At 59.0% G+C, this 26527-nt stretch carries 29 protein-coding genes, 1 tRNA gene and 1 riboswitch; of the genes, 19 read left to right on the plus strand and 11 right to left on the minus strand.

Annotated features, from left to right (window positions below):
• Nucleotides 1-118 precede the first annotated feature (118 nt).
• From ALP8811_RS15075 to ALP8811_RS15085, 3 genes are all read right to left on the minus strand, one after another.
• On the minus strand, nucleotides 119-1537 hold the full coding sequence (locus ALP8811_RS15075; RefSeq protein WP_108858081.1) for an autotransporter outer membrane beta-barrel domain-containing protein: 1419 nt from the start codon (nucleotides 1535-1537) through the stop codon (nucleotides 119-121).
• 359 nt (nucleotides 1538-1896) lie between these two features.
• On the minus strand, nucleotides 1897-2283 hold the full coding sequence (locus ALP8811_RS15080) for a hypothetical protein (RefSeq protein ID WP_108858082.1): 387 nt from the start codon (nucleotides 2281-2283) through the stop codon (nucleotides 1897-1899).
• Between the two features lie 186 nt (nucleotides 2284-2469).
• Nucleotides 2470-3390, minus strand: coding sequence for a LysR family transcriptional regulator (locus ALP8811_RS15085; protein WP_108858083.1), 921 nt, complete (start codon nucleotides 3388-3390; stop codon nucleotides 2470-2472).
• Between the two features lie 137 nt (nucleotides 3391-3527).
• On the opposite strand from ALP8811_RS15085, the gene ALP8811_RS15090 reads away from it, so the two are divergent.
• From ALP8811_RS15090 to ALP8811_RS15125, 8 genes are all read left to right on the plus strand, one after another.
• Nucleotides 3528-4010: a TRAP transporter small permease gene (locus tag ALP8811_RS15090; protein ID WP_108858084.1), complete on the plus strand. Its 483-nt coding sequence runs from the start codon at nucleotides 3528-3530 to the stop codon at nucleotides 4008-4010.
• Between the two features lies 1 nt (nucleotide 4011).
• Complete coding sequence (locus tag ALP8811_RS15095) at nucleotides 4012-5310, plus strand: TRAP transporter large permease (RefSeq protein ID WP_108858085.1); 1299 nt, start codon at nucleotides 4012-4014, stop codon at nucleotides 5308-5310.
• A 58-nt stretch (nucleotides 5311-5368) separates the two neighbouring features.
• A complete protein-coding gene (dctP, locus tag ALP8811_RS15100) occupies nucleotides 5369-6358 on the plus strand; it encodes a TRAP transporter substrate-binding protein DctP (protein ID WP_245924675.1) in 990 nt (329 codons plus the stop codon).
• A gap of 75 nt (nucleotides 6359-6433) precedes the next feature.
• On the plus strand, nucleotides 6434-6742 hold the full coding sequence (locus ALP8811_RS15105) for a (2Fe-2S)-binding protein (protein WP_108858087.1): 309 nt from the start codon (nucleotides 6434-6436) through the stop codon (nucleotides 6740-6742).
• Nucleotides 6739-8133: an FAD/NAD(P)-dependent oxidoreductase gene (locus ALP8811_RS15110; RefSeq protein ID WP_108858088.1), complete on the plus strand. Its 1395-nt coding sequence runs from the start codon at nucleotides 6739-6741 to the stop codon at nucleotides 8131-8133. The genes ALP8811_RS15105 and ALP8811_RS15110 overlap by 4 nt, the downstream gene beginning before the upstream one ends.
• Nucleotides 8130-9245, plus strand: coding sequence for an NAD(P)/FAD-dependent oxidoreductase (locus tag ALP8811_RS15115; RefSeq protein WP_108858089.1), 1116 nt, complete (start codon nucleotides 8130-8132; stop codon nucleotides 9243-9245). Before ALP8811_RS15110 ends, ALP8811_RS15115 begins: the two co-directional genes overlap by 4 nt.
• A gap of 12 nt (nucleotides 9246-9257) precedes the next feature.
• Nucleotides 9258-9605, plus strand: a complete 348-nt coding sequence (locus tag ALP8811_RS15120) for a RidA family protein (protein WP_108858090.1) — start codon at nucleotides 9258-9260, stop codon at nucleotides 9603-9605.
• Nucleotides 9606-9614: 9 nt separating this feature from the next.
• Nucleotides 9615-10250 (plus strand): trimeric intracellular cation channel family protein, encoded by a 636-nt coding sequence (locus tag ALP8811_RS15125; protein ID WP_108858091.1) that lies wholly within the window; start codon nucleotides 9615-9617, stop codon nucleotides 10248-10250.
• A 210-nt stretch (nucleotides 10251-10460) separates the two neighbouring features.
• Here the strand turns inward: ALP8811_RS15125 and ALP8811_RS15130 are convergent.
• A tRNA-Lys gene (locus ALP8811_RS15130) sits at nucleotides 10461-10536 on the minus strand.
• Between the two features lie 110 nt (nucleotides 10537-10646).
• Between ALP8811_RS15130 and dapF the strand changes: the two genes are divergently transcribed.
• From dapF to ALP8811_RS15175, 9 genes are all read left to right on the plus strand, one after another.
• Nucleotides 10647-11483 (plus strand): diaminopimelate epimerase, encoded by an 837-nt coding sequence (gene dapF / locus ALP8811_RS15135; protein WP_108858307.1) that lies wholly within the window; start codon nucleotides 10647-10649, stop codon nucleotides 11481-11483.
• A 1-nt stretch (nucleotide 11484) separates the two neighbouring features.
• Nucleotides 11485-12747: a tRNA (N(6)-L-threonylcarbamoyladenosine(37)-C(2))-methylthiotransferase MtaB gene (gene mtaB / locus ALP8811_RS15140; RefSeq protein WP_108858092.1), complete on the plus strand. Its 1263-nt coding sequence runs from the start codon at nucleotides 11485-11487 to the stop codon at nucleotides 12745-12747.
• Between the two features lie 33 nt (nucleotides 12748-12780).
• On the plus strand, nucleotides 12781-13389 hold the full coding sequence (locus ALP8811_RS15145) for an FMN-binding negative transcriptional regulator (protein ID WP_108858093.1): 609 nt from the start codon (nucleotides 12781-12783) through the stop codon (nucleotides 13387-13389).
• A 49-nt stretch (nucleotides 13390-13438) separates the two neighbouring features.
• Complete coding sequence (locus ALP8811_RS15150) at nucleotides 13439-13729, plus strand: hypothetical protein (protein ID WP_108858094.1); 291 nt, start codon at nucleotides 13439-13441, stop codon at nucleotides 13727-13729.
• Nucleotides 13730-13732: 3 nt separating this feature from the next.
• Nucleotides 13733-14335 (plus strand): glutathione S-transferase, encoded by a 603-nt coding sequence (locus tag ALP8811_RS15155; protein WP_108858095.1) that lies wholly within the window; start codon nucleotides 13733-13735, stop codon nucleotides 14333-14335.
• Between the two features lie 282 nt (nucleotides 14336-14617).
• Nucleotides 14618-15184 (plus strand): ubiquinol-cytochrome c reductase iron-sulfur subunit, encoded by a 567-nt coding sequence (petA, locus tag ALP8811_RS15160; RefSeq protein WP_108858096.1) that lies wholly within the window; start codon nucleotides 14618-14620, stop codon nucleotides 15182-15184.
• Nucleotides 15185-15195: 11 nt separating this feature from the next.
• Nucleotides 15196-16509 carry a cytochrome b gene (gene petB, locus ALP8811_RS15165; protein ID WP_108858097.1) on the plus strand — a complete coding sequence of 438 codons (1314 nt, stop codon included), beginning with the start codon at nucleotides 15196-15198 and terminating at the stop codon, nucleotides 16507-16509.
• 14 nt (nucleotides 16510-16523) lie between these two features.
• Complete coding sequence (locus tag ALP8811_RS15170; RefSeq protein ID WP_108858098.1) at nucleotides 16524-17321, plus strand: cytochrome c1; 798 nt, start codon at nucleotides 16524-16526, stop codon at nucleotides 17319-17321.
• 135 nt (nucleotides 17322-17456) lie between these two features.
• Complete coding sequence (locus ALP8811_RS15175) at nucleotides 17457-18047, plus strand: hypothetical protein (protein WP_108858099.1); 591 nt, start codon at nucleotides 17457-17459, stop codon at nucleotides 18045-18047.
• A gap of 179 nt (nucleotides 18048-18226) precedes the next feature.
• Here ALP8811_RS15175 and ALP8811_RS15180 read toward each other — a convergent pair whose 3' ends face one another.
• The 4 genes from ALP8811_RS15180 to ALP8811_RS15195 all read right to left on the minus strand — a co-directional run bounded on the left by ALP8811_RS15180 (nucleotide 18227) and on the right by ALP8811_RS15195 (nucleotide 21806).
• Nucleotides 18227-18514 carry a hypothetical protein gene (locus ALP8811_RS15180; RefSeq protein ID WP_108858100.1) on the minus strand — a complete coding sequence of 96 codons (288 nt, stop codon included), beginning with the start codon at nucleotides 18512-18514 and terminating at the stop codon, nucleotides 18227-18229.
• A gap of 88 nt (nucleotides 18515-18602) precedes the next feature.
• Entirely contained in the window at nucleotides 18603-19295 is a 693-nt protein-coding gene (locus ALP8811_RS15185) for a thiamine ABC transporter ATP-binding protein (RefSeq protein ID WP_108858101.1), read from the minus strand.
• The gene (locus ALP8811_RS15190) at nucleotides 19282-20841 is read right to left on the minus strand and encodes a thiamine/thiamine pyrophosphate ABC transporter permease ThiP (RefSeq protein ID WP_108858102.1); all 1560 of its coding nucleotides are present in this window, start codon (nucleotides 20839-20841) and stop codon (nucleotides 19282-19284) included. Before ALP8811_RS15190 ends, ALP8811_RS15185 begins: the two co-directional genes overlap by 14 nt.
• Entirely contained in the window at nucleotides 20817-21806 is a 990-nt protein-coding gene (locus tag ALP8811_RS15195; protein WP_108858103.1) for a thiamine ABC transporter substrate-binding protein, read from the minus strand. Before ALP8811_RS15195 ends, ALP8811_RS15190 begins: the two co-directional genes overlap by 25 nt.
• A 38-nt stretch (nucleotides 21807-21844) precedes the next feature.
• A riboswitch (TPP riboswitch) is annotated at nucleotides 21845-21950 on the minus strand.
• 240 nt (nucleotides 21951-22190) lie between these two features.
• Here ALP8811_RS15195 and ALP8811_RS15200 point away from each other — a divergent pair.
• Complete coding sequence (locus tag ALP8811_RS15200) at nucleotides 22191-23150, plus strand: DMT family transporter (RefSeq protein WP_108858104.1); 960 nt, start codon at nucleotides 22191-22193, stop codon at nucleotides 23148-23150.
• Nucleotides 23151-23222: 72 nt separating this feature from the next.
• Entirely contained in the window at nucleotides 23223-24332 is a 1110-nt protein-coding gene (gene aroC / locus ALP8811_RS15205; RefSeq protein ID WP_108858105.1) for a chorismate synthase, read from the plus strand.
• Nucleotides 24333-24365: 33 nt separating this feature from the next.
• Here aroC and ALP8811_RS15210 read toward each other — a convergent pair whose 3' ends face one another.
• The 3 genes from ALP8811_RS15210 to ALP8811_RS15220 are packed head-to-tail and all read right to left on the minus strand — an operon-like array spanning nucleotide 24366 to nucleotide 26435.
• Nucleotides 24366-24776 (minus strand): thioredoxin family protein, encoded by a 411-nt coding sequence (locus tag ALP8811_RS15210; RefSeq protein WP_108858106.1) that lies wholly within the window; start codon nucleotides 24774-24776, stop codon nucleotides 24366-24368.
• Nucleotides 24777-24788: 12 nt separating this feature from the next.
• The gene (locus ALP8811_RS15215) at nucleotides 24789-25502 is read right to left on the minus strand and encodes a cytochrome c biogenesis CcdA family protein (RefSeq protein WP_108858107.1); all 714 of its coding nucleotides are present in this window, start codon (nucleotides 25500-25502) and stop codon (nucleotides 24789-24791) included.
• Nucleotides 25503-25559: 57 nt separating this feature from the next.
• Nucleotides 25560-26435: a DMT family transporter gene (locus tag ALP8811_RS15220; RefSeq protein ID WP_108858108.1), complete on the minus strand. Its 876-nt coding sequence runs from the start codon at nucleotides 26433-26435 to the stop codon at nucleotides 25560-25562.
• Between the last annotated feature and the right edge of the window lie 92 nt (nucleotides 26436-26527).

Below are 26527 nucleotides of genomic sequence, written 5' to 3' on the forward strand. Positions count from 1 at the left end.
GCTCTGCGCGGTGGATCGGGTTTGCGCTGGGTGTCTGGCGGCGGCAGGAAGTATCACTTCAAAGAAAAAGGGCGGCAGGTTTGCACCGGCCGCCCTTTGGTGTTTGGATCATGTCAGATCAGAATGTGTAGTCCATGCCGATCGTGATACCCATCGAGTCCCAGTCGCGGCCACCGCCATCAACGAATACGGATCCGTTGATCAGGAGGTTGGCGTTGTTGCTATAGTCGAGACCGATCTCGATGCGGCCAGAGTGACCTCGAGTTGTCGACGGGGCGACACCACCGTTGCTGAAGTCATACGTCCAGATCGACTTGGCGCTTAGGTTGGCGGTCAGGGTCCCGCCGCTGCCAACATCGTAGCTGCGCGAGATGGTCGGACCGACCTCGAAGGAACCAAAGGATGTGGTCACAGGTGCAACGCGGATGCCGTTGTTGTCACGATACGCATCGGTGGTTTCTTCAAACCACGACAGGCGTGCTTCCGGCTGGACGGTCAGCTCGCCGACTTGGAAGTCGCCAACCAGTGCAGCAGTTGCCAACCAGCGTTCTGCGTCAACCGTGTCGGTGTAGGTGCCAAAGGGCGAAACGTCGTTCGACGAACGACCCCAAGCCACGCGGGCATCGACATACAGGTTCTCGTGTACGCGTTTGGTCAGATACGGTCCAATCATGAAGCCGTTGCCCGAGATCTCGGCACCGGGGCCGCTTAGGCTGGCATTGTCGAACTGCAGGCCCAGACCGATCAGAAGATCGGGGTTAAGCAGGCGATCAACACCCATGTGGATGATGTTGAAGTTGCCATCCATGTTTCCGGCCGAGAATTTCGCATGTGCGGCTTCGATCCAGAAGTCATACGGCGACGACGGTGCGACGGCATTGGACGACGACAGGAAAGTACCACCGTTGGCAGCTTCGCCTTCGGTCGAGGTGTCGTTGCGGCTGGCAACTTCGCCCGAGGCTGCAACATTGCGGCTACGGTTGTTCAGACGACCGATGCGGCGTTCCAGGTTAGGGCCGTTTTGCACAATCAGACGGCCACGTGCTTCCGAAAGCGTCGCAATCAGTGCTTGGGCCTCTCCGGCAGGGTCGATGATTTCGAGGTTGATGAAAGAAGAAATCGCACCGCTTCCGGCCGCATAGTAAGTGGTGATGACAATCTGATGTGTCCCCGGGGTCAAATTTCCCGGAAGTGCAACAGTCCTGTCGATCGAGAACACGCTGGTGCTGTTGCCATCGGCAAGGTTGCTGCCCGAAGCCAGAAGGGTGACACCATCGAGGTGAATTTCCCACTCTGCGGTTACTGGGCCATGCCCGGCATGCCAGATGGTGTAGTCGAAGCCTACGTCGACTGTATCGCCGCCAAGGGCGGTGGTTTCGGACACCGAAATATTCGTGTTGCCACGGTTGTCGTGTGCTTCCGCTTGCGTGGCGCCAAACAGGCCAACGGCCATCACCGTTGCAAGTGTGCGCGCCCCTTTGAACAAGCCGGGCAAACCCTTCCAGCCCAGCGTGTTCATCCCTCGTTTATTAGCCATCCCCTAGCTCCTTATGGCTCAAATGTTTATGCCTTTCGGCGCAAAATGCAGGCTTCAATCATGACATGAGATCCGGAGCGAGACGCCGTTATACCGCGTTTCTGTTTGTGCATTTTCTGCTTTTAGTGCCCGAAACAATCCGTCAATTTCGAAATGTTGCCTTAGGGTTAACTTTTATAAACGTTCCCTTAACATTTGAAGGAAAGAGGGATTTGATCTGAAGGGGAAATGATAAAATTCACCATGTGGGCAATTTTGCTACAGTCCGCACTACCAGTAGTAGAGGGCGCTAGAATCTAGTGTAACTGTGAGTGGAGTGGAGCTCAGTTCAAGCGCGTCAATCCCACGGGACCGTCGAACTATTTGATACGGGTAAGGTCCCAAAAAGCTCCATCACGAAACAGGCGCAACACAATTGCAGCCGATTCAGAGAAAGAGTCGCCCGTTGCCGCGAATTTGTTGGGGGGCGTGAACAGCAGGTCGAGATCTGCCTGAGTAGTGCCCTCAACCAACAACGCATCGATCGTGATGTTTTCTGCGTTCCGTGGCTTCAGGTCCAGATCATACAGGTAAATCGCGATTTCATTTTCTGAACGCACAAGTTCAATATGGTTATGCTGAGTGACGTTAACCTTCCCTCCGTTCTGCCCATTATGATCAGGGCTTTCATGGGCAGCCGCCGCGCCAGCGATCAAATGGGAAAGCGCAATTGCTGCGAACAGTTTCGTGATCTTGGGAAGGAACATGTCAGTTTTTCTTTTCTGGTCGAAGAGAGCTGGGCGAATGGCACATCAGGCCGGGATAGGATCTCTTAAGGGTGTTTCGAACATTACGTTATCTCGACGAATGTCGTCCTGAAAGGGCTTATTGAAATATCCCGATCAGCATTGGCCCCGCACATCCGGTCAAAGCCGATCGGGATATCCGGTGGCTTACTCTTGCCCCGCCAACTGTCCAAGTTCTGCCCCAAGCTTCTGGGCGAACGCATTCGCCAGCTTCGATGCCGGACGGTGTGCTGGCATCAGGATAGAAACATCCAGCGAGACAAGAGGCCTGAAGGGCCGAAAAACGATGGCGTGGGGTTCGGGCGTCAGCATTTTATAGCCTGCGACCGTGATCGGGTCACACACGCAATAGCACAATCCCTTTTCCACAAGGATCAGGGCCGGCTGGAAGGTCCGCAGCTCGAAACGCTGAACAAATTTGGCACTTTGGTCATCAAAGGCACGTTTCGTGGCAGCGAGGTTGGGGTGCCCTTCCTGAAGGGCGGCCATGGGTTTGCCGTCCAGAGTGTGCGCCTCGATCTGATCAAGCGCCGCAATCGGATCGTCGCGTGGAATGGCGCACATGCATTCCAGTTTGAAATCCTGCATATCCAGCGCCGGGTTTGGGGTCGGGGTCTCGGCCAGCCCGATGTCATACTGCTGCGATGTAATCCATTTGGTGACGGTCGAGGAGGCGCGCATCATCAACGAGGCATGTACATCGGACTTGTCCCGCAGGAACTCTCCCAAAAGCTGCGGCATCAGCATGTTGGCGGCGGCGGGCATGCAGGCAATGTTCAGGCGCCCCTTTGTCAGTGCGCCGATCTCGCTCATTGTGCGGGTCGACAACACAAGGCGATCTAGGATTGCCTCGGCCTCTCCGGCAAAGAACTGCGCCTCGGGTGTGGGTTCCAGCCGCCCTTTCTGACGGCGAAACAGCGACAGCTGCAATTCGGCCTCGAGGTTCGCAATAAGGGCACTGACCGCAGGCTGTGTCCGGCCAAGGATTCGGGCCGCTTCCGAGACGGATCCACTTCGCATGACCTCTCGGAAGGCCTGAAGTTGGCGGATGCTGATGTTCGGAGTCATTGATTCTGATACCTTTTTTCCCATCCTATAAAGCAACTTTATCTAAACATCAATATAATCGCTTTGACCTTTTGGGTTCTCAAAAACATCCTTAACGGAACGTCAATCCGAGACCCGGGTTGCCACAGGAGAACACAATGGACCGCTTTGCCAGCATCATTCTGACCGTTCTGATCTGCGTTGTTGCGCTGGGTCAGTTCGTACAGGTGATCACCCGCTATGTGCTTGAGATCCCGGTGATGGGGCTTGAGGAAAGCCTGCTTTATCCGACGATGTGGCTTTACATGCTGGGGGCGGTCAACGCCTCGCGTGAGAACACCCATATCCGCGCCAATGTGCTGGAAATCTTCCTGTCGAGCACAAAGCAGCAACAGGTGCTGGCGGTGATTGGCGAAGTGATCAGCCTGACTGTCGGCATCTGGCTGACGATCTGGGCATGGGATTTCACCAAATACTCGATCCGCGTCTGGCGCGAGAGCCCCACGCTTTATCTGCCCACCTTCTATGTCGATGTGGCGCTGATCACGGGCATGGTCCTGATGATGATCTTCACCGCATGGCATCTGATTAAGCACCTGATCGTGCTGTTCAGCCCTGACACCCCGACCAAGGAATCCTGATATGGTTGAAATTGCACTTCTTGCCGTTCTGGTTCTGGTGGTCTTGCTGACCCTTGGCGTGCCACTGCCCTATTGTTTCGGTGGCGGGTTGATGGTGATGTACTTCGCCGGAGACGTTGTCATGAAAGGCAACATGCTGTGGGGCTTCCAGCAGCTGGGTAACCCGGTTCTGCTTGCCATTCCGCTGTTTGTTCTTGCAGGCACAATCATGTCGGTCTCGGGGATTGCGGCGAGCCTTCTGAACTTCGTCAACATCTTCATCGGGCACCTGCGCGGCGGGCTTGGTGTTGTGGCCACTGTGTCCTGTGCGCTGATTGGTGCCATTTCGGGCTCGGGCCTGACCGGCGTGGCCGCGATCGGCCCGCTTCTGATCCCCGAGATGGAGAAGCAGGGTTATCCACGTGCTTATGCCACCGCCTTGATTGCGAACGCGTCGCTGTTGGGCCTGTTGATTCCACCTTCGGTCACGATGATCGTCTATGGCTGGGTCACCGACACCTCGATCCTTGCCTGCTTCCTGGCGACGCTCGGCCCCGGCCTGCTGATCATGACCGGCTTTTCGGTCGTCAACATCCGCATGGCCCGCAAGTTTCCGCTGGAACTGAACGAGCCGCTAAAGGGCAAGGCTTTTGTCAGCGAAGCCTCATCGCGTGGGCTCAAGGCCATCCCGGCACTGCTGATGCCGGTGATCATTCTGGGTGGCATCTATGGCGGCATCATGACGCCAACGGAAGCCGCTGCTGTTGCTGTGATCTATGCCGTCCCGGTGGGTTTCCTGATCTATCGTGGCCTGAACGTGAAAACCTTCCTGGGCGCCGGCAAAGAGGCCGCCACCAGTGTCGGGGCGATCATGCTGATGATCCTGTTTTCGATGATCCTGAGCCAGATGTTTGTGCTGGAAAGCGTACCGCAAGCGCTGGTCGAGGCGATCTTCTCGATCACTGAAAACAAGCTGGTCCTGCTGATCCTGATCAACATCCTTCTGTTCCTCGTTGGCATGGTGGTGAACGACGTGACCGCGATCATCCTGATTGCCCCGCTGCTTTTGCCTTTGATGCAGGCGATCGGCGTCAGCCCCATCCAGTTCGCGGCCATCATGGGTGTGAACACGGCGATGGGCGGTGTGACGCCCCCCTACGCCTCGATCCTCTATCTGGGCGCACGTATCGGCAATGTGCCGGTCACCCAGGTCATTCGCCCTGCCATGACGCTGATCCTGCTGGGCTATCTGCCGGTGGTGTTCCTGACCAGCTTCTGGCCCGACCTCTCGCTCTGGCTGCCGCGTTTCTTCGGCTACTGAGCCCGACCCAACAACACACGACAAACAAGACATCATCCACGGAGGAGACCTACACATGATGAGCTTTCTGAGATCGACCTGCCTTGCAGCTGCCGTTGTGGCAACCGCCGGCATCGCCGCCGCAGACACGCTGAAAATCAGCCACATTCGTCCGCAAGGCGCCACCATCGACAACGAGCTGCGCGCCTTCGCAGACGGCCTGTCGTCCGCCACCTCTGGCTCGCTTGAGCTGAACCTGTTCCCGGCGTCGGCTCTGGGGGACTATACCTCGGTACAAGAACGTATCTCGGTTGGTGCCATCGACATGGCTGTGCAGCCCGCTGCCACTGCCGTAGATCGCCGCATGCAAATTTCGGCTTTCCCCTATGTTGCGGCCAACTGGGCTGAAGCAAAAAGCATCTATGGCCCCGGCGGCGCGATCTATGACGCGATGAAAGAGCTGTATGCCAAGCAGGATATCACCATGCTGGCCGCTTATCCGGTCTATTTCGGTGGCATCGCGCTGAACGCCGATGCGGTTTCACCCGGTGATCCGACCGCCGCCAAAGGCATCAAGGTGCGCGTACCCGGCATCAAAAGCTTCCAGCTGACCGCTGACGCGCTGGGCTATATCTCGTCGCCGATCCCGTTCTCGGAAGCGTTCACCGCTGTGCAGACCGGTGTGGTTGACGGCGTGGTTGGATCGGGCGCTGAAGGTTACTATGCCTCGTTCCGCGACGTGACCACCACGTATGTACCTGTGAACACCCACTTCGAAGTTTGGTACATGATCATCAACTCGGGCGCGCTGGCCGAGCTGTCTGACGAAGATCGCGCCGCGCTGGAAAACGCTGCCGTTGCTTTCGAAGCCAAGCGTTGGGAAACCGCCGAGGCTGATCAGGGCGCTTTCGAACAGAAACTGGCTGACAATGGTGCCAGCATCGTGTCGCTGAGCGACGAAGAACTGGCCGCCACTGCCAAACACGTGCGCGCCCAGGTTTGGCCGCAGGTACTGGCTGACGTTGGCGAAGAGTGGGGCCAGTCGATCCTCGATAAGATCGACAACTAACCACAGGTTCTGAGCCTCCTAGAAGGGGCCGCCCTCCCCGGCCCCTTCTACCTTTCTTCCAACCGGAGCTTCCCGATGTTCAGATCGCTGGTAGAAAACGGCCCGAACAACGTTCGGGTAACAGTGAATGGCCAGAATGTTGACTTGCCCGATGGACAGTCCGTCTGGTCCGCTTTGGCCCTTTCGGGGCAGCGTGTCACCCGCAAGGCCGCGCTTTCGGGACAAGACCGCAGCGCCTATTGCGCGATGGGGGTCTGCTTCGAATGTATGGTCGAAATCGACGGGCTGCCCAACCAGCAGGCCTGTCTGATCCGTGCCACAGACGGCATGGAGATCACGACACAGAACATCACCGAAACCTCGCAAGCAGAGGCAGCCCAATGAACGCGCGGCAATGTGTGATCATCGGCGCAGGCCCGGCTGGCATGTCCGCCGCCATGACGCTGATCGCCCACGGGGTCACGCCTCTGGTGCTGGACCGCGGTGCGCAGGCCGGTGGGCAGATTTACCGCTCGGCTGCAAATTCCCTGCTGCCCGATACGACGGTCCTTGGCCCGGAATATGCCAAGGGTGCCGATCTTGTCGCAGCCTATCAGAATAGCCCGGCAGATCATGTCGCTGGCGCGGACGTCTGGCATATCGGCGTCGACGGCAAGATCCTCTTTTCAAAAGACGCTGCCACCCATCAGGTCGGCGCGCGTGAAATGCTGCTGTGTCCCGGCGCGATCGAACGCCCGATGCCCATCAAAGGCTGGACCTTGCCCGGCGTGATGACAGCGGGGGCCGCACAGGTCATGCTGAAATCGGACGCGATGGTGGCCGAAGGGGCCGTATTCGCCGGGTCTGGCCCGCTGCTTTACCTGATCGTGGCGCAATATCTGCGGCTGGGGGTGAAGGTGGCCGCATTGGTCGACACCACACCGCACCAGAATTACCTCAAGGCCGCGCCCTTCCTTCCCGGCGCGCTACGCGAACCGAAAATGTTGCAAAAAGGCCTGTCGCTTCTGTGGGAAATCCGCAGGGCAGGCGTCGCTGTGCATCGCAATGTCACAGAGCTTGAAGTGATCGGTGAAACCCGCGCCGAGGGGCTGCGGATCAATGGCAGACAAGTGATCCCTGCCGAGACCGTCTTTCTACATCACGGCGTGATGCCCAACCCGAACATGACGCGTGCGCTGCGGTTGACGCACGCATGGAACGAAGACCAACTGACCTGGCACGTGGCCCGAAACCGATTTGGTCAAAGCTCGCTGTCCCATGCGGCCGTTGCGGGGGATGGCGCGGGTATTGTGGGCGCGGATGGGGCCGAGGCCGAGGGGCGGCTTGCGGCGCTCAACATGCTGTGCCGCCTTGGACGCATTTCCGTTGAAGAACGCGATCGCAAAGCCTCTGGTGATCATGCGACCCTGCACAGGCTTGCCGCTGTGCGCCGCTTCATCGACAGGCTCTATCGTCCGCTGGATCACCTGCGGGTTCCGCAGGATGAGGACACGCTGGTGTGCCGTTGCGAAGAACGCAGCTTGGGTGATTTACGGGCGGGCTTTGCGGCTGGCGCCACAGACCCCAACGCGCTGAAATCGCTCACCCGGTGCGGCATGGGACCGTGCCAAGGGCGTCAGTGTGGCCCAATGGTCAGCCAGCTTCTTTCCACTTGGCGCGAGGACCCCATCGCAGACGTGGGTTATTACCGCCTGCGCAGCCCGCAACGGCTGCTCAGCCTCAAGGAACTCAGCCGTTTTCACAAACTGGGCCAAGCGCAGGAGGCCGCAGAATGAAGGCAGATGTCCTGATCATTGGCGGCGGCATCCAAGGCTGCGCCACGGCCTATCACTTGGTAAAATCCGGCGCTTCGGTGATCTTGCTGGAAAAAGATCACATCGCCCGCCATGCGTCTGGCGTGAACGCGGGCGGCGTGCGGCTTTTGGGTCGTGATATGGCCGAAGTTCCCCTGTCGAAGGCAGCGATGCAGATGTGGCAGTCGCTGGATGATACGTTGGAAGGTGACACCGGATTTCGGGCCACCGGGCTGATCAATATCGCTGTCGACGACGCAGACCTGAACAAGCTGCGCGCGCGGGAAAAGGCGATGCACGCTTTGGGCTATACCCATGAGCGGATCATTGACCGGGACGAGTTGATCGCCCGCCTGCCGCATGTGAATCCGAACTGCGTCGGCGGCGTAATGTCGGACATCGATGGCCACGCCATCCCCTACAAAGCCACCAATGCCTACCGATTGGCCGCCAAACGGCTGGGCGCGGAAATCCTTGAAGGCACAGAGCTAAAAGCGCTGCGCCGGGTCGGCGCAATCTGGCTGGCTGAAACGCCAATCGGGCGGATCGAGGCCGATACCGTGGTGAATTGCTGTGGTGCGTGGGCAGATCGCGTTGCGATGATGATTGGCGACAACGTGCCTCTGTCCCACGCCGCGCCTATGCTGATGATCACCGCCCGGATGCCGCATTTCGCCGGCCCCGTGGTCGGGGCGGTCAGCCGTCAGCTCAGCTTTAAACAGTTCGAGAACGGCACCGTGCTGATCGGGGGTGGGGCAAAAGGTTTTGCCGACCGGGCCAATAACGCGACGCGGTTGGATTATGCGAAGCTGGCCGACGCCTCGCGCACCACGATCGAGTTCTTCCCCATCATGGCGCGCGCTGCAATCAACCGCATGTGGGCGGGGCTTGAAGCCTATATGCCCGATAACCTGCCGGTGATCGGCCCTGCCGTTAGTGCCGAGCGTGCGTTTCATGCCTTCGGCTTCTCTGCTCATGGTTTTCAGATGGGGCCGATTGTGGGAAAGGTCATGGCAGATCTGGTGCTGACAGGCGACTGCGACTTCGATCTGACCCCATTCCGCATCGACCGGTATGACCGCAAAGTTCTGTAATAGGAGATAACCATGACCATAACCCGTATCGAAACCGGCCAGCGTATGAGCAAGATCGTCAAACATAACGGTGTGGCCTACCTGTGCGGTCAGACCTCAGACGCGCCCACCGTGGCCGAACAGACCCGCGTGTGTCTGGAAAAGGTCGAAGACCTGCTGGCCAAGGCCGGGTCGGACAATACCCGTATCTTGCAGTGCGTGATCTGGCTGGCAGATATGGCCGATTTCGCCGAGATGAATGCCGTTTGGGACGCTTGGGTGCCCGAAGGACACACGCCGGCACGCGCATGTGGCGAGGCGAAATTGGCCCGCGACGCCCTGAAGGTAGAATTGATCGTCACCGCTGCCTGCGACGGTTAAGCTGCAGCGATGGAATCGCTTACTATACTCTTCGTGCCGCTATCCCTGATCGCTACAGCAGTGATGGCGGCCTCGGCTGCAATTCAGGCGCGCCGTTTCAACCTCGACTTGTTCGGCGCGACTGTTTTGGGCGTTGTCACCGCCGTTGGCGGTGGCACGTTGCGTGATTTGCTTCTTGGCATTACCCCGGTGTTCTGGATTTCCGACCTGAGATTTCTTCTGGTGGCGGTGCCGTCGGCATTGCTGAGTTTTCTTGTTGCCGCGCGGATGCCAACGGGCAACGGGCGTCGGCTTGCCCTTTTGATGTACCTGGATGCCGTCGGGTTGGCGCTGTTCACCCTGACAGGCGTGCAGGTCGCCTTGGAGGCCGGGGTCGCGCCCGTCCTGACGATTGTGATCGGCTGCGTGACTGGTACGGCAGGCGGCATGATCCGAGATCTGTTGTGTAACATCACCCCTAGCGTATTGCGCGAAGACCTCTACGCAACACTTTCGCTGGCAGGTGGCGCGGCTTATTTGGCATTTTCCCGATTTCTGGGGGAATCGATGGCGACGCTTGTAACTTTTGGCCTCATCCTTCTTGCACGCCTTGTTGTGCTGTGGCTGCACCCCCCTAAGCCAGACGAAGGGGCTTCCCGGAACTAACGGGCACATTTGGGCTTTCGCTGATGGCTAAGTTGGCAGGCAGTGAAGAACCGCAGTTTGAATCAATCAACGACATTGCGATGTTTCAGGCCGGGAAACCGGGCTGTCGTTGATTCACATCCACACCATCAACGAGCAAGCGTGCCCCCAGACAAACGAAAGCCGCGCTCAATGGCGCGGCTCGTAGCATCTTGATATTTAAGATGAAAGTGGTGAGCCGTGAAGGATTCGAACCTTCGACCCACTGATTAAAAGTCAGTTGCTCTACCAACTGAGCTAACGGCCCACTCTGTGAGCGCGGTGACTAAAGGGAGTGGCGGGTCGGGTCAACCCCATTTTCGAATGAATCTGCACGATCTCTGGCAAAAGTTTTGCCAAGGGCTTATATCGCGGCACATGGCTGATACGCAGACACATATAGACACCCTTGAGTTCATGAAATGGCATGGGGCGGGCAATGACTTCGTGATGATTGATTCACGGGGGCGCGATGCTGTGGTGACACGGGAATTGGCTGCTGGGTTGGGTGACCGCAATCGCGGTGTTGGCTTTGACCAGCTGGCCGAGATTCGCAGCTCGGACGTGGCCGATATTGATCTGGATTTCTGGAACGCGGACGGCAGCCGGGCTGGGGCGTGTGGAAACGCGACCCGTTGCGTGGCGCGCTATATGATGGAACAGACCGGCAAGGACGCTCTGACCATCCGCACCTCGCGCGGAGTGCTTGAGGCACGGGCCGATGGCGATCTGGTCGCGGTGAATATGGGTCAGCCTCAACTGATATGGGAAGAAGTGCCGCTGTCGCACGACGTAGACCTGCAGCACCTGCCGCTAGATGGGGATCCCGTTGCTGTTGGCATGGGTAATCCGCATTGCGTGTTCTTTGTGGACGATGCTGATGCTGTGGATGTCGCCGGTATCGGGCCGGGCTTCGAGACCGATCCGCTGTTCCCCGAAGCCACCAACGTAGAATTCGCCGAAGTCCGCTCGCGTGACGAGATCCGCATGCGCGTCTGGGAACGCGGCACCGGTATCACTCTGGCCTGTGGCTCGGGTGCGTGCGCCACTGCTGTTGCCGCCCATCAGCGCGGCCTGACCGACAAGCGCGTGCGGATGGAGCTGGATGGCGGCTGGCTGACCCTTGATTGGCGCGAAGATGGCGTCTGGATGACCGGCCCCACGGCCTTTGTATATAGTGGCCAGCTGACCCAAGCCTTCCTGAAAGGTCTGTAAGATGGGTGCGACACCCCCTGTATTCGCGACGCTTGGCTGTCGCCTGAACGCCTATGAGACCGAGGCGATGAAACGTCTGGCCGATGAAGCAGGCGTCGAGAGCGCCGTGGTGGTGAATACTTGCGCCGTGACGGCTGAGGCTGTGCGCAAGGCCCGACAGGAAATCCGTAAGCTACGACGTGAAAATCCGGACGCGAAGGTGATCGTCACCGGTTGCGCGGCCCAAACCGAACCCGAGACCTTCGCCAATATGGACGAGGTCGACGCGGTTATCGGCAACCACGAAAAGATGTCGCCCGAGACCTGGGCGGGCCTTGCCCCCGATCTGATTGGCGAGACGGAGCGCGTGCAGGTCAACGACATCATGTCCGTGACCGAAACCGCCAGCCATCTGATCGATGGGTTCGGCACGCGGTCCCGCGCCTATGTGCAGGTTCAGAACGGCTGCGACCATCGCTGCACGTTTTGCATTATCCCTTATGGCCGCGGAAATTCCCGGTCGGTGCCGGCGGGCGTTGTGGTCGATCAGATCAAACGTCTTGTGGATCGTGGCTTTAACGAGGTCGTGCTGACCGGCGTGGACCTGACCAGCTGGGGCGCTGACCTGCCCGGAGAGCCACGCTTGGGCGATCTGGTCATGCGCATCCTGCGTCTGGTGCCGGACCTGCCGCGCCTGCGCATCAGCTCGATCGATTCCATTGAAGCGGATGAGAACCTGATGCTGGCCATCGCGTCTGAACCGCGTTTGATGCCGCATCTTCACCTGAGCCTTCAGCACGGGGACGACCTGATTCTGAAGCGGATGAAGCGTCGCCATTTGCGCGACGACGCGATTGCCTTCTGTGAAGAGGCGCGCAAGTTGCGGCCCGGCATCACCTTCGGTGCAGATATCATCGCGGGCTTCCCGACCGAAACAGATGCGCATTTTGATAATAGCCTGAAACTGGTCGAGGACTGCGATCTGACTTGGCTGCACGTCTTCCCGTACTCGAAGCGCGAAGGCACGCCGGCTGCGAAAATCCCCAGCAAGGTGGATGGCAATGTGATCAAGGCCCGTGCGGCGCGGCTGCGGGCGGCCGGAGACGCTCAGGTACAGCGGCATCTGGAAGCGCAGATGGGGCAGGAACATCAGATCCTGATGGAGAACCCGACCATGGGCCGCACCGCCCATTTCGCCGAGGTGATTTTCACCACGTCTCAGGAAGAGGGTGCGCTGATCACGGCCACGCCCACGCGCATTGTAGACAAACAGCTGGTTGTCTGATCACGTATTGGCAGCACTGCCAGAGGATCAGCCATGCACCCGAACCCCGTATTTCGACGTAGCGAGCGCGACCAGAACATCGCTTTCGCCCAGAACCGCGCTTTTGGCACGCTTTGCGTGGCGGGGGAAACGCCCTTGCTGTCCCATATCCCGTTTCTGCTGTCAGATGACGGGTCTCTGGCCGAGTTTCATCTGGTCCGCTCGAACCCCATCGCGCGGGTGGGCGAAACAAATGCGGTGATCGCGGTGACGGGCCCGGATGGCTATGTCTCGCCTGATTGGTACGGGGCGGACCAACAAGTGCCCACATGGAACTATGTCGCCGTGCATCTGCGCGGGCGGTTGGTGCCGCTGGAGCAGGACGCGTTGCATGACATTCTGGTGCGACAGGCAGCCGACTATGAAGCGCGGATCGAAGGCAAAGCCCCGTGGACCTTCGACAAGATGACGCCCGAGGTAATTGCCAAGATGGAACGCATGATCGTTCCCATGCGGCTTGAGGTCGAAACCATCGACGGCACATGGAAGCTGGGTCAAAATAAGGACGATCCGATGCGTGAAGCGGCGGCGGCGCAAATGCATACGGGCTTTGGGCAAGAGCTTGCCGAAATCGCAAAACTGATGGGCGAACCGCCTGCGTAAGTGGACATAAGCCCTTTGCATCCCTACATTTCTAAGTAAGGAGAATCTCATGGCTTTACCGCTTGCCCCAATTGCTGTTGTTGCGCTGCGCTATGGCGCCGTCGCCCTGACCACCTATGCCATCGCCCGTTCGGTTGAACGTGGGCGGCGGGATCAGCGGGTCGAAGATGCGTTTGACGAGATGCCTGAAGGGTTGACCGCACGGCGTGAGAAATCCACCGAGCAAGAACAGGTGAACGCCACCGCGCGGATGCGCCGGGTGATCCGTCTTGGGGAAAATGGACCGGGGGTCGAGATTGACGCCGTTGGACTGACCCGTATTCGATTTAGGAAAGTATAAGCGATGCAACTCATCACGGCTACGGCCTCTCCTTTCGCGCGCAAGGTGCGTGTGTTGTTGAAAGAGACTGGTCAGGAAGGCGATGTGGAAGAGGTCATGGCCGCCACCTTGCCGACCGCGCCCGATCCCACGGTGACAGCCGCGAACCCTTTGTCGAAAATCCCGGCATTAATCCGGCCCGATGGTCCCGCGCTTTATGACAGCCGTGTGATCACTCGTTTTTTGGACGCTCGCTGCGGCGGGAAACTGTATCCCGAAAACCAGATTTGGGATGTCCTGACGCTGGAAGCGACGGCGGACGCGATGATGGATGCCGCCGTTCTGATGACATACGAGCTGCGCCTGCGCCCAGAAGGGATGCGGTTCGAGGACTGGATCGAGGGCCAGTGGGGCAAGATCGAGGGCGCACTGGATGCGCTGAACACCCGCTGGATGAGCCATCTGTCTGGCCCGCTCGATATGGGCCAGATCGCCGTCGGCTGCGCGCTGGGCTATCTGGACTTCCGCCACGACGCCCGCGGCTGGCGCAAAGGGCGCGACGCGCTGGACGACTGGTTTGCGGTGTTCTGCGAGCGTGAGAGCATGAAGGCGACGAAGCCGGCATAACTGGCGACTCACATTCCAGATTGCAGGTGGAAGTCCGGCCAAGTTCCATATTTTTTATGGAGAGCTAAAAAAATTATCTGCAAAATTCCGGATGTTCGCGCCAACAATGCAGCTGCAGCATGTTTTCCGGGTACCATATCCTTGAAAACCACCCCCTGCGCCCTAATGACTTCTGGACTGAGCGCGTTTCCTTAGCTAAACAGCCGCGAAACGGACCGCTTGCAAAGGCGGTCTTCAGTCGTGTCGGTTGCCATAATGCAACCTAGCTAGGGAGATGCGCTCTTGTCACACGCCGACGACCACGAAGGGACCCGCCGGGATTTCCTTTACTACGCAACCGGTGGCGCCGCAGCCGTAACGGCTGGTGCTGCTGTTTGGCCGCTCGTCAATCAAATGAACCCCTCTGCCGATGTTCGGGCACTTAGCTCGATCCGCGTTGATATTGCTGACGTTGCCGTCGGCAGCCAGATCACCGTGAAATGGCTGGGTAAGCCGGTGTTCATCCGCCGCCGTACCGCAGAAGAGATCGAGCAGGCGCGCGCGGACAACACCGCCGACAACCTGATCGACGCGTTCGCTCGTAACGACAACCGCGACGCGGCCCTGTCGGCTGACGACCAGAACCGTGCGATGGACGAAACTGGCGAATGGCTGGTGATGATGGGTGTGTGTACCCACCTTGGCTGTGTGCCTCTGGGCGACGGCGCTGGCGAGTTCGGCGGCTGGTACTGCCCCTGCCACGGTTCGCACTACGACACTTCGGGCCGCATCCGCAAAGGTCCGGCACCTGAAAACCTGCCCGTTCCCGTCGCCGAGTTCGTCGACGAAACGACGATCAAACTGGGATAAGGGAGGCTTACATGTCTGGAATTCCTCACGATCACTACGAGCCCAAGTCGGGCTTTGAAAAGTGGCTGGACGAGCGTCTGCCCATCGTTGGCCTTGCCTATGGCACGCTGATGATCCCCACCCCGAAGAACCTGAACTGGTGGTGGATCTGGGGCATCGTTCTTGCCTTCTGCCTGGTGATGCAAATCGTCACCGGCATCATTCTGGTAATGCACTACACCCCGCATGTTGATCTGGCCTTTGCCTCGATCGAACACATCATGCGCGATGTAAACGGCGGTCATATGATCCGCTACATCCACATGAACGGCGCATCGCTGTTCTTCCTGGCTGTTTACATCCACATCTTCCGTGGCCTGTTCTACGGTTCGTACAAGGCACCCCGCGAAATCACGTGGATTGTCGGCATGATCATCTATCTTCTGATGATGGCTACCGGCTTCATGGGTTACGTTCTGCCTTGGGGTCAGATGTCCTTCTGGGGCGCAACGGTTATTACCGGCCTGTTCGGTGCGATCCCGTTCATCGGCGAGCCGCTGCAGACCTTCCTGCTGGGCGGACCTGCTGTGGACAACGCCACGCTGAACCGCTTCTTCTCGCTGCACTATCTGCTGCCCTTCGTGATCGCCGCGCTTGTCGCCGTTCACATCTGGGCCTTCCACACCACGGGCAACAACAACCCGACCGGTGTTGAAGTGCGCCGTGGTTCGAAAGAAGAAGTCAAAAAAGACACCCTGCCGTTCTGGCCTTACTTCGTGATCAAAGATCTGTTCGCGCTGGGCCTGATCCTGGTTGGTTTCTTTGCGATTGTCGGCTTCATGCCCAACTATCTGGGTCACCCCGATAACTACATCGAGGCAAACGCTCTGGCGACGCCCGCACACATCGTTCCGGAATGGTACTTCCTGCCGTTCTACGCGATCCTGCGTGCTTTCACTGCGGACGTTTGGGTTGTTCAGTTCGTCAGCTTCATCACTGGCGGCATCATCGACGCGAAGTTCTTCGGCGTGCTGGCCATGTTCGGCGCCATCATCGTGATGGCTCTGGCACCTTGGCTGGACACCTCGTCGGTACGTTCGGGTCAATATCGCCCTGCCTTCAAATGGTGGTACCGCCTGCTGCTGATCGACTTCGTCGTTCTGATGTGGGTTGGCGCTCGTGACACGAACTTCCCGCATGACTGGATTTCGCTGATCGGGTCGACCTACTGGTTCGCCTACTTCCTGGTCATCCTGCCGCTGCTGGGTCTGTTCGAGAAACCGACCACCCCCCCGGCAACGATCGAGGAAGACTTCAACGCCCACTATCCCGGCGCAGCCGAGTGAGAGGATTGAGAACAATGATCAAACAACTCACAGCATCCGCGATCGTCGCACTGGGGCTTGCTACAGGCGCGGCTCAGGCCGCTGGCGCAGGCGGTGAAGTCCACGACACGGCCTTCTCGTTCGAAGGTCCGTTTGGCAAGTTCGACAAAGAACAGCTGCGTCGCGGCCTGAAAGTGTACACCGAGGTCTGCTCGGCCTGTCACGGTCTGCGCTATGTGCCGCTGCGTACCTTGTCGGACAAAGGTGGCCCCGAGTACACCGAGGACGAAGTTCGCGCTTATGCAGCCGAAAACTTCACCATCTACGATCCGGAACTGGATGACGACCGCGCGCGTACGCCTGCGGACTTCTTCCCGACCGTATCGGGTGAAGGCATGGGTCCCGACCTGTCGCTGATGGCGAAGGCCCGCGCTGGCTTCCACGGTCCTGCTGGCACCGGCATCAACCAGCTGGTCAAAGGCATGGGTGGCGCTGAGTACATCGCCTCGTTCCTGACCGCCTTTAACGGCAAAGAGCAGGAAGTTGCTGGCCAGTACCTGAACGGAAACGACGTGTTCCCGGGTGGCTGGACGTCGATGCCTCCGCAGCTGGAAGATGGCTCGGTCGACTATGACGATGGTCACAACAACTCGGCCCACCACTTGGCCGAAGATGTTTCTGCCTTCCTGATGTGGACTGCTGAACCCAAGATGATGGCCCGCAAGCAAGCTGGCTTTATCTCGGTCCTGATGTTGGTCCTGCTGACCTCGCTTCTGTATCTGACGAACAAGAAGCTCTGGGCTCCGCACAAGGGCAAAAAATTCGACGCATAAGCGTTCGGGTTTCATGGAATAGAAAAGGGCGCCGTGAGGCGCCCTTTTTTCGTCTTGTGGTTGATCTAACCTCGGACGATAGTGCTGAGTATTGCTGATCTAGGAATTTCTAATAACGATTTGTAGAGGGACAACATGAAGTTCATTTTTGCCGGAGCTATCGCGACCTTTGTGGGCGTGGCCCCCGCTTTCTCAGAATGCCTTGACCTTTCGAACCAGAGTGCATTTTCCCTAACCCGGAATGATCCGTATCTCAAAGTTTCGAATGAAATGGCCGAAGATGGTACGGTTACCGAAACGAAAGTCATCACAAGAGACGGGGTAACTGAGCAATCCACTACCGAGTATTGGAATGGGGTGATCGCAATCGATCGGAAGTCCAGCCGTAGCCATATACACATCGAGATCTCCGAAGATGCAAAATCTGCTAACTTGATGGCAGCGGGAAAAGAGTACTCCTTTCCGATTTCTATTTTGGTAAATGACAATGTCGTGGATGAAGGTTCACTTACGATTCAGACCATCAAGAAAACGAATGTCTCCATTGGAGAATGCAAATACTCCGTAATGGTCATTCGAAAAAGTATGCAAAGAAACAACGGAACACCGATCAACAGTGAATCTCTTGTTAGTGTTGATGCGGGTGTGCTGCTCGGCAATGTTGTGATGAACCCAGATTGGAAGCCCGTGTCTGGCGTGTTCTTTGATGAAGTGACCGTGGACTAGGCCAGCAAGCTTTAGTTCACTCCCCCAACACCAGATCGCACAGCACCCGCGCGACTTCCGGATCGTGAAAGAAATACGCGCCCAAGCCGTGAGCTGGTTGGAATAGAAAAGGGCACCCGAGGGTGCCCTTTTTGTGTCGGGGCGAGGTGCGCAATAGCCCTAGCCCCAGCAGCCCTAGATCAATTCGACCAATTGGCAATCACGTCAAACCCTTTCGCGGACGGGGCAGCTTCAAGGACATCCGAAAACTGGGCCCATGCGGCGGCGACTGCTTCGGCATTGGCGTTGGATGTTTCTTCGCTATCGACAAGCGCGATGACACAGCCTGACCCATCCTCGTTCATCACATTGATGAACTGCAACATGCCGGGCATCGCAAGAATCTGCGATTTCATCGCATTCAACTTCTCGGTCGCGGCGTCTCGGGAACCTGATTTCATTTTGTATTCGGTAACACGTGCAAACATAACTCCCTCCAAATATGTGAATGGGCCAAAGGCCCTGAAGGGGCGGAGGATACCACAAACCGAGGATTCTCTCAAAAATGCGAGGTTCTTAGTGTCCCAAATACTCCCGCATCACCTCGGGCGGGTTGGCAAACATTTCCTCCGTCGCGACAGGCGCATGGGCCTCTCCACCCGCCACCAGCACCACCTGTTCACAGAGCACGCGGGCGTCTACGGGGTCGTGGCTGACCATCAGAAGGGTTGCGCCGGTCTCGTCCAGAAGGTCTCGGACCAGCGCCAGCATTTCCGCTTTCAGCGCAGGGCCAAGCGCCCCGAAGGGTTCGTCCAGCAGCAGCACCGGGCGGTCGCGCAGCAGCACGCGGGCCAGCGCGACGCGGGCGATTTGACCCCCGGAAAGTTGCGCGGGTTTGCGGTCTCCCATCCCCTCCAGCCCCACGCGGATCAGGGCTTGGGCGACGCGGGCGTGTTCCTCGGCCGTCAGGCGCAGGTTCGGGCGCAGGCCAAGGCCCACGTTCTGCGCGACGGTTAGGTGCGGAAACAGGTTGTTGTCCTGAAACACCATGCTGATCGGGCGCGCGGCGGGGTCTTTGGACATAAGCTGTGCGTCCCAGAGGATCTGCCCCGCATCCAGCGGTTGGAACCCGGCAATGGCCGCCAACAACGTGGATTTCCCCGCGCCAGACGGGCCAAGCACGGCAACGCGTACGCCGGGTGCAATCTTGAAGTCCCCGGCAAGGCTGAAATCGCCCATTTCGATGCGCATGGTATCAACGGTCAGCATTCACGCGACCTCCTTTATCGAAGATCCAGAATAGCAGCAGCGACAGGGACAAGAGCAACAGTGCAGCGGCGGCGGCGTCCTCCATCCGATAGGCCGCCATTAGGCGGAACAGCTGCAAGGGCAGGGTGGCGTTGTCGCCGTCGGCAAACAGCGCAATGACGCCGAGGTCGCCCATAGACAGCGCGGCGGCCAGCCCCAAGGCGAAGCCCATCGGGCGGCGCAGGCGAGGCAGCCACAGGTGACGTAGACGGGTCAGGCCGGTCATGCCCAGCCCGTCTGCGAGCCGGCCATAGTCACGCTCGACCGCCGCCAAGGCGGGCACCAGAGCGCGCAGGGTGAACGGCAGGCTGAGGGCCGCGTTGACGATTGCGGTAATGGGCAGCGCAAGGTCCGATGGCTTCACGAAGGGGAAGGTGATGATGAACAGCCCGGTACCGATCACAAGTGGCGAGGCGGCGATGGTTAAGTAGCCCAATGCCTCGACCACGCGCGAGTTGTGGCGCACGGCGAGGGCGGCGATGGGCAGGGACAGGGCCAGCGTTAAGGCCGCCGAGACGAGTGCGACGATGACGGAGCGTAGGGCGGCGCCAAAGACCACCTGAGGCAGGTGCAGAAGCCGCGGCAGACCGTCCAACACGACCATTCCCAGCGGGAGGAGCAAGAACAGCGTGGCCAGAGTTATCGCGGCGATGTCCTGCACCAACAGGGCCGGGCGGTCATCCCAGCGGGTCAACGCGCGGTCCAGCCCCGCGCCCATGTCGGACGGCATGGCGACACGTAGCGCGATCAAGGCGAGCGCCGCGCCCAGCCCGAACTGCACCAGCGCAAGAAGCGACGCGCGGCCAAGGTCGAAGTCGAAGCGGAAGGCTTCATAGATTGCGAGCTCTACGGTGGTGGCTTTTGGTCCGCCGCCAAGGGCCAGTGCCACGGCGAACGACGTCAGGCAGATCAGGAAGATGACAAGGAACGCGCCGGGCACGACCTCGCGCAGCATAGGACGCTCCAGCGTACGGGCGATGTCGGACGGTCCCATACCGAGGGAGGCTGCCAGACGGAAGCGTTCTGAGGGGATAGCGAGCCAGCCTTGCAGGATCAGGCGCGTCGCCAGCGGAAGGTTGAAGAATACGTGGGCCAGAATGACGCCGTGATAGCCGTAGACGGATATCGGCTCGAACCCGAACCACCCCAACACCTGCGAGATCAAACCGGTGCGGCCGAAAACAGCGATCAGGCCCAGAATGGCCACGATCACCGGCAGGATGAAGGGGGCACCTAGAAGGGTGATCAACACGCTACGACCGGGAAAACTGCGTCGCGCCAGTGCGCGGGCCACGGGGATGGCCAGAAGGATGCTAAGGGTGGCAGACAGGGCCGCCTGCCACAGTGTGAAGCGAATGGCGGCCCAATCGGCCGGGCCAAGCCTGCCCGCGCCCTCGGCCCGCATCGCAACTGCAACCAACGTGCCAAGAGTCAGGCAGACCACCACCCCAAGCGCCAAGGCGCCAAGGATGGTGGTGGAGCTTATTTGGACGCGGCGGCGAGCCATTCGTCCAGAGCCGGCTTGCGGATCGCTTCGGCTTCTTCTTCGCTGAACACCAATGCCTTGGCAGGCACGGGCAGGTTCTGGAAGCCTTCCGGCAGCTTGTCAGCGGCCAGTTTCGACGGGAACGACCAGTTCGAAGTCGCGATCCCCGACTGGAACTCTTCGCTTAGCACGTAGGCCATGAAGGCGTCGGCCAGCTCGGGCTGATCGGTGTTCGCGATTTTGCCAACCAGGTCCACATACAGATAGTGGCCTTCGTCGAAGATCGCGGCGGACTTGGTCAGGTCTTCTTCCGCGATGATGTGATAGGCGGGCGAGGTGACGTAGGACAGAACCATGTCAGCCTCACCATCGGTGAACATGCCGTAAGCCTCGGACCAGCCTTTGGTAACGGTCAGGATCTTCGGGTTCAGCTTGGCCCAAGCCTCGTCCGCCTTGTCGCCATAAACCGATTTCACCCACAGAAGCAGCGCCAGACCCGAGATCGAGCTGCGCGGGTCCTGAATGACGATCTTGGTGTCGTCGGGCATCGCCAACAGCGCGTCAAAGCTGGTCGGCGCGTCGGTGATCTTGGTGTTGTCATAGATGAAGGCGGTATAGCTGTAGTCGAACGGCACGAAGGTGTCGTCGGTCCAGTCGACGGGCAGGGTCAGGCCGCTGACATCCAGCCCATGCGGAGCAAACAGGCCAGAAGCGCGGGCGCGGGCGGTGACATCGGTGTTTAAGCCGATCACAACATCTGCTTCGGTACGCTCGCCTTCAAGCATCAGGCGGGGCATCACATCGCCGGTGACGAATTCCAGATCGCAGGCACATTGGGCTTCAAAGCCCGCCTCGATCGAGGGGCCGGGGCCCCACTCGGATGCGAAGTAGTCAGGAGCATAAACTTGCAGCACGGGTTTATCCGCAGCGGTGGCCGCCGTGGCTGTCAGTGCAAGTCCTGCGACAAATGAAAGGGCTGTCTTCATTGGGTCCTCCATATGCGCCGAACGGATGGGGGCATTTGGGACATCCAAATCACCTTCCCTCCGCCGGTGTTAGCCGGTTCAGGTTCTACGGGTCCGCGCATTGCGCATCTCAGCTGTGGGATCACAGCACCCCGAGGTGCCCCGTTCGTGCACAATGCACAGAGGATTGGCAAGCAGATTTGACGGGCGGCCTTGCGCGGGCCTTGCTGCCCCTGTGCAAGCCACTGAATAGAATGAACATTTGTCCTAAGACCTGTTTCGCGATTTCGTAGGGCCAGCCAACACGCAATCGAAAAGACGCGAAAACGCATAGCGGCCATGCCCTTGACCCAAGTGCAACAATCGGCGAAGTGAACGCTAACACCTTCAGTATCGGAGTGGTCCATGTCGGACACATCTCAATCCCCCCTTCGCGGGCTTGGTTTCGCGTTTGCTGCCTTTGGGCTGTTTGCAACCCATGACGCCGTGATCAAGCTGCTCGGCGCGCAATTCGCCGTGTTCCAGATCATCTTTTTCGCGATGCTATTCGCGTTCGTGCCGATGGCTGTGATGATGTTGGCTGACCGTCAGGTGGACAATTTCCGCCCGCATCACCCGTGGCTGATCCTGACACGCTCGGCGACTTCAGTCATCGCAATGTCTGCTGCGTTTTATGCCTTTACCGTCCTACCCCTGGCCGAGGTCTATGCCCTGCTCTTTGCCACCCCCCTTCTGATCACGGCCATGTCGGCGTGGCTGTTGGGGGAACCCGTGCGTGGTCAGCGTTGGGCGGCGGTGGTTGTCGGTCTGATTGGCGTTCTGATCGTGCTGCGACCGGGCGTCACCGTTATTACTTTCGGCCATGTCTGCGGTTTGATTGCGGCCTTCTGTTCGGCGCTTGGCTCGATCATCATGCGCAAAATCGGGGGCGAAGAACGTACCGCCGTGATGATCCTGTACCCGATGCTGTCGTCCATCCTGTCGATGGGTGTGATCTTGCCCTTCGTCTATGTGCCGATGCAGATCGTGGATCTGGGCCTGTCTGCCAGCGTGGGCGTCATGTCGGTGTTTGCGCAGATGATGATCATTGCGGCCTATCGCGCCGCTCCGGCTGCCGTGGTGGCCCCGACGCAGTACAGCCAGATCCTGTGGGCCACCGCGTTTGGTGCTTTGTTCTTCAACGAACTACCTGACATGTGGGTGGGCGTCGGTGCTGCGGTGATTATCGCCTCGGGCGTGTTCATCGTCTGGCGGGAAAGCCGGCCTTCTGTGTCCGTTCGCAACCCGATCTTGCGCAACCCGAACCCGCGTTACGATGCCGGCCCCTCGCCGAAGCCAAAACATCGCAGGCCCGAACAAAGCTAATCCTCGTTTACCCGAGTGCTTCCCTTTCTTTCCCCCCTTCGCTATCACGCTGGGGAATGAAGGAGCGCGCCCATGTCGATGAACAGCTTTGGTCATATTTTCCGGGTCACCACTTGGGGTGAAAGCCACGGACCTGCCTTGGGTGCGACCGTCGACGGGTGCCCCCCCGGAGTGCCGCTTGAGGCCGAGATGCTGCAGGTCTGGTTGGACAAACGCCGCCCCGGTCAGAACAAGAACACCACTGCCCGAAACGAGCCCGATCAGGTGCGCATCCTGTCGGGTGTCTATGAAGGGCAGACCACCGGTACGCCGATCCAGCTGATGATCGAAAACACCGACCAGCGTTCGAAAGACTATGGCGAGATCGAAAAGACCTTCCGTCCGGGTCACGCCGATATCACCTATTGGCAGAAATACGGAATCCGCGATCCGCGTGGCGGCGGGCGTTCGTCTGCCCGTGAAACAGCCGCGCGCGTGGCCGCCGGTGGTGTTGCCCGCGAAGCGCTGAAAGCGCTGGTGCCGGGGCTCGAGATCAAGGGCTATATGACCCAAATGGGCGAGAAGCACTTGGACCGCTCGAAGTTCGACTGGGATGCCATCGACAACAATGCGTTCTGGCTGCCGGATGCCAGCGCGGTGCAGGAATGGGAAGACTATCTGCAGTTCCTGCGCGTGAAGGAGAATGACAGCGTCGGCGCCGCGATCGAGGTCGTGGTGCGCGGTGCACCTGTTGGCCTAGGAGCCCCTGTTTATGCCAAGTTAGACACTGATTTGGCCGCTGCGATGATGTCGATCAACGCCGTGAAGGGCGTCGAGATCGGCGAGGGCATGGCCGCCGCAGGATTGCGCGGTACTGAAAATGCAGACGAGATCTTCCTTGGAAACGATGGCAAGCCTGTCTTTTCCTCTAACCACGCCGGTGGGATTCTGGGTGGTATCTCGTCAGGTCAGGACATCGTTGTGCGTTTCGCCGTTAAGCCGACCAGTTCGATCCTCACTCCGCGTCAGTCGATCACAAAAACGGGCGAGTCGATTGAAGTCATCACCAAAGGTCGTCACGACCCCTGCGTTGGGATCCGCGCCGTCCCAGTTGGCGAGGCGATGGCCGCCTGCGTGATCCTTGACCACCTGATGCTGCATCGTGCGCAGATTGGCGAAGGCCCGCGCGGTCAGATCGGCTAAGGCGTTCAGCCCAGCCGATCCATTCGTTGGCGATCAGGCCGTGGCGGCGGTCAGTGCGGTATCCATCAGCGCCTGAATGTCGGCCTTGCTGGTGCCAGCTACGATGCGCCCAAGCTCTTCATCGCCTTTCAAAACAACCAATGTCGAACGTCGCGGAATGCGCAACGACTTGGCCAGTTTTGACTTTCCATGCTTGTCCCAATCGACATCGATAAAGGTGATCGCATCGTTATAGGCTGGGTTCTCGGCCTTCAAAGCATTGATCACGCGTTCTTGCGCGGCGCAGGTCGAGCACCAGCTGGCTTTGAAGTCCAAAAAGACGGTTTCGCCGTTCTCTAGCGCTTGGGTAACAAGGCCGGGGGCATAGTCCATAGAGCCTGCGCGGGCCAAGGCCGGCACAAGCGATACGGCGGCGGTAAGGGACAGGAAGTCGCGGCGGTTCATGGTTATCTCCTTTCAGAGGGATACAGAGAAATCGTTGAGCCATGCAGGCAGGAACTGCACTGCCCAGGCTTCGAGGGTGTGGTGAAAACGAAACAGAATAGCGACGCCAACGGCGAGGAATATGGCGCCCATAATCGGGCGTGATTTCTGCGCAATCCGCCGCATTAGAGCCTGTCTGCGCATGATTGCGGCCCGCGCGCCATAGCCCAGTGCGATGATGATCGTGGAGACGCCCAACGCGAACGCCACCATGATGGCAGCGGCCCACTGGATCGACTTACCCTGCGAGGCAAGCGAGATCGCACCGCCTAGGGTTGGACCGATGCAGGGGCTCCAGACTGCGCCAAGCAACATACCGCCAAGGAACTGACCAGACAGGCCATTGCGGTTCACGTCGTCCAGAGTCGTGTCCGCTTGGGTCGAGACACCCGCCGTGGCGGTGGCAAATCGTTCGGACAGAACAGGGGTCATCAGGATTAGGCCAAAACCCACCATCAGGATGGCACCGGCGCGGGCGACCATGTCCTCGGTCAGGCCGATGGTATAGCCCAGCACTGTGACCAGAAGGCCAAGCGTGACGAAAGATACGCTCATCCCTGCCGCAACAGCTAAGGGGCCAAACCGGCTGGCCTGCAATGCGGTGGCCAACACGATGGGCAGCACCGGCAAGACGCAGGGGTTGATCAGGGTTAGAAGCCCGGCAAGATATCCAAAGACAAGTTCCATGCTTGGAATGTCTCGGATATTGCCCGGAAAGTCATCTCACGAAGCGGGCAAGCGGCTTCACGTCTCTGTGGGGTTTTGTTTCGACAATTGCACCGCAAGGATGCCGACGGTGATGATGGCCACGCCGATAAAGTCCACAACACTTAGCGCTTCGCCAAGCAGCAACCATGCAATTGCGACACCGAAAAACGGGTTCAGGAAGTGGAACGTCGCGGCTTTGATCGCTCCAATTCGGCCGACCAAGGTGAACCAAACCCACGTGGCCATTAGACCGGGAACCAGAACGGTATAGGTGAAAGCCGAGGCAAGGCGCAGGCTGGGGGTGAAGGCTGGGCTCTCAAGGAACAGGGCTGCGATGAACAGTGCGCCGGCACCGATAAACATTTGCAAGCCGACAATCATCATCAGATTGCCGCCCGAAGATGCAGTGCGCACAGACAGGGTGGCGGCGGTCAGCGCGGCAGCTGCCACGAAACACAGAATGACACCTGTGATGTCCACGCCGCCTGACAGACGTGATCCCATAATCAGAGCCACGCCGATGATACCTGCAAACAATCCCGCGACCGCCATCGGGCGGAGACGATCCCCCAGTAGGATCCAGCCAGCAAGGGCCACCATCAATGGCATGGTGGATGCGATGATCGAGGCGAGACCCGCTTCGATCCACTGCATGGCGACGAAATTTAGACCCAAATACAGCGCGTTTTGACAAAATCCAAAGATGATGACGGCTCGCCACTGGTTCCGTGTCAGCTGCCAGCTTTGCCCCAGTGCACGTGCAATGATGACGCCAAGTAGCCCCGAGATCAGGAACCTAAGAGACAATGAATAAAGGGGCGGAGCATCCGAGACGATGATCCGGGCCGAAGTGAAGGCCGAGCTCCACATCAGGGCAAAGGCCAGCCCCATGAAGATTGCGCGCAGATCCATGTCGTCTCCTAGAGCGCTTCCAGTTCATATTGGATCGCTTATTCGCTGTCTCTTCCTTCGGTCGAACGCGAAAAGCGATGCTCAATGTATCA

Origin of the sequence: Aliiroseovarius pelagivivens (genome assembly GCF_900302485.1) — a bacterium.
GTDB classification, from domain to species: domain Bacteria; phylum Pseudomonadota; class Alphaproteobacteria; order Rhodobacterales; family Rhodobacteraceae; genus Aliiroseovarius; species Aliiroseovarius pelagivivens.

Bases quoted from the DNA above. Each gene is read 5' to 3' on its own strand.
- ALP8811_RS15075 (WP_108858081.1), bottom strand. From the start codon at position 1,537: ATGGCTAATAAACGAGGGATGAACACGCTGGGCTGGAAGGGTTTGCCC.
- ALP8811_RS15080 (WP_108858082.1), bottom strand. From the start codon at position 2,283: ATGTTCCTTCCCAAGATCACGAAACTGTTCGCAGCAATTGCGCTTTCC.
- ALP8811_RS15085 (WP_108858083.1), bottom strand. From the start codon at position 3,390: ATGACTCCGAACATCAGCATCCGCCAACTTCAGGCCTTCCGAGAGGTC.
- ALP8811_RS15090 (WP_108858084.1), top strand. From the start codon at position 3,528: ATGGACCGCTTTGCCAGCATCATTCTGACCGTTCTGATCTGCGTTGTT.
- ALP8811_RS15095 (WP_108858085.1), top strand. From the start codon at position 4,012: ATGGTTGAAATTGCACTTCTTGCCGTTCTGGTTCTGGTGGTCTTGCTG.
- dctP (WP_245924675.1), top strand. From the start codon at position 5,369: ATGAGCTTTCTGAGATCGACCTGCCTTGCAGCTGCCGTTGTGGCAACC.
- ALP8811_RS15105 (WP_108858087.1), top strand. From the start codon at position 6,434: ATGTTCAGATCGCTGGTAGAAAACGGCCCGAACAACGTTCGGGTAACA.
- ALP8811_RS15110 (WP_108858088.1), top strand. From the start codon at position 6,739: ATGAACGCGCGGCAATGTGTGATCATCGGCGCAGGCCCGGCTGGCATG.
- ALP8811_RS15115 (WP_108858089.1), top strand. From the start codon at position 8,130: ATGAAGGCAGATGTCCTGATCATTGGCGGCGGCATCCAAGGCTGCGCC.
- ALP8811_RS15120 (WP_108858090.1), top strand. From the start codon at position 9,258: ATGACCATAACCCGTATCGAAACCGGCCAGCGTATGAGCAAGATCGTC.
- ALP8811_RS15125 (WP_108858091.1), top strand. From the start codon at position 9,615: ATGGAATCGCTTACTATACTCTTCGTGCCGCTATCCCTGATCGCTACA.
- dapF (WP_108858307.1), top strand. From the start codon at position 10,647: ATGGCTGATACGCAGACACATATAGACACCCTTGAGTTCATGAAATGG.
- mtaB (WP_108858092.1), top strand. From the start codon at position 11,485: ATGGGTGCGACACCCCCTGTATTCGCGACGCTTGGCTGTCGCCTGAAC.
- ALP8811_RS15145 (WP_108858093.1), top strand. From the start codon at position 12,781: ATGCACCCGAACCCCGTATTTCGACGTAGCGAGCGCGACCAGAACATC.
- ALP8811_RS15150 (WP_108858094.1), top strand. From the start codon at position 13,439: ATGGCTTTACCGCTTGCCCCAATTGCTGTTGTTGCGCTGCGCTATGGC.
- ALP8811_RS15155 (WP_108858095.1), top strand. From the start codon at position 13,733: ATGCAACTCATCACGGCTACGGCCTCTCCTTTCGCGCGCAAGGTGCGT.
- petB (WP_108858097.1), top strand. From the start codon at position 15,196: ATGTCTGGAATTCCTCACGATCACTACGAGCCCAAGTCGGGCTTTGAA.
- ALP8811_RS15170 (WP_108858098.1), top strand. From the start codon at position 16,524: ATGATCAAACAACTCACAGCATCCGCGATCGTCGCACTGGGGCTTGCT.
- ALP8811_RS15175 (WP_108858099.1), top strand. From the start codon at position 17,457: ATGAAGTTCATTTTTGCCGGAGCTATCGCGACCTTTGTGGGCGTGGCC.
- ALP8811_RS15180 (WP_108858100.1), bottom strand. From the start codon at position 18,514: ATGTTTGCACGTGTTACCGAATACAAAATGAAATCAGGTTCCCGAGAC.
- ALP8811_RS15185 (WP_108858101.1), bottom strand. From the start codon at position 19,295: ATGCTGACCGTTGATACCATGCGCATCGAAATGGGCGATTTCAGCCTT.
- ALP8811_RS15190 (WP_108858102.1), bottom strand. From the start codon at position 20,841: ATGGCTCGCCGCCGCGTCCAAATAAGCTCCACCACCATCCTTGGCGCC.
- ALP8811_RS15195 (WP_108858103.1), bottom strand. From the start codon at position 21,806: ATGAAGACAGCCCTTTCATTTGTCGCAGGACTTGCACTGACAGCCACG.
- ALP8811_RS15200 (WP_108858104.1), top strand. From the start codon at position 22,191: ATGTCGGACACATCTCAATCCCCCCTTCGCGGGCTTGGTTTCGCGTTT.
- aroC (WP_108858105.1), top strand. From the start codon at position 23,223: ATGTCGATGAACAGCTTTGGTCATATTTTCCGGGTCACCACTTGGGGT.
- ALP8811_RS15210 (WP_108858106.1), bottom strand. From the start codon at position 24,776: ATGAACCGCCGCGACTTCCTGTCCCTTACCGCCGCCGTATCGCTTGTG.
- ALP8811_RS15215 (WP_108858107.1), bottom strand. From the start codon at position 25,502: ATGGAACTTGTCTTTGGATATCTTGCCGGGCTTCTAACCCTGATCAAC.
- ALP8811_RS15220 (WP_108858108.1), bottom strand. From the start codon at position 26,435: ATGGATCTGCGCGCAATCTTCATGGGGCTGGCCTTTGCCCTGATGTGG.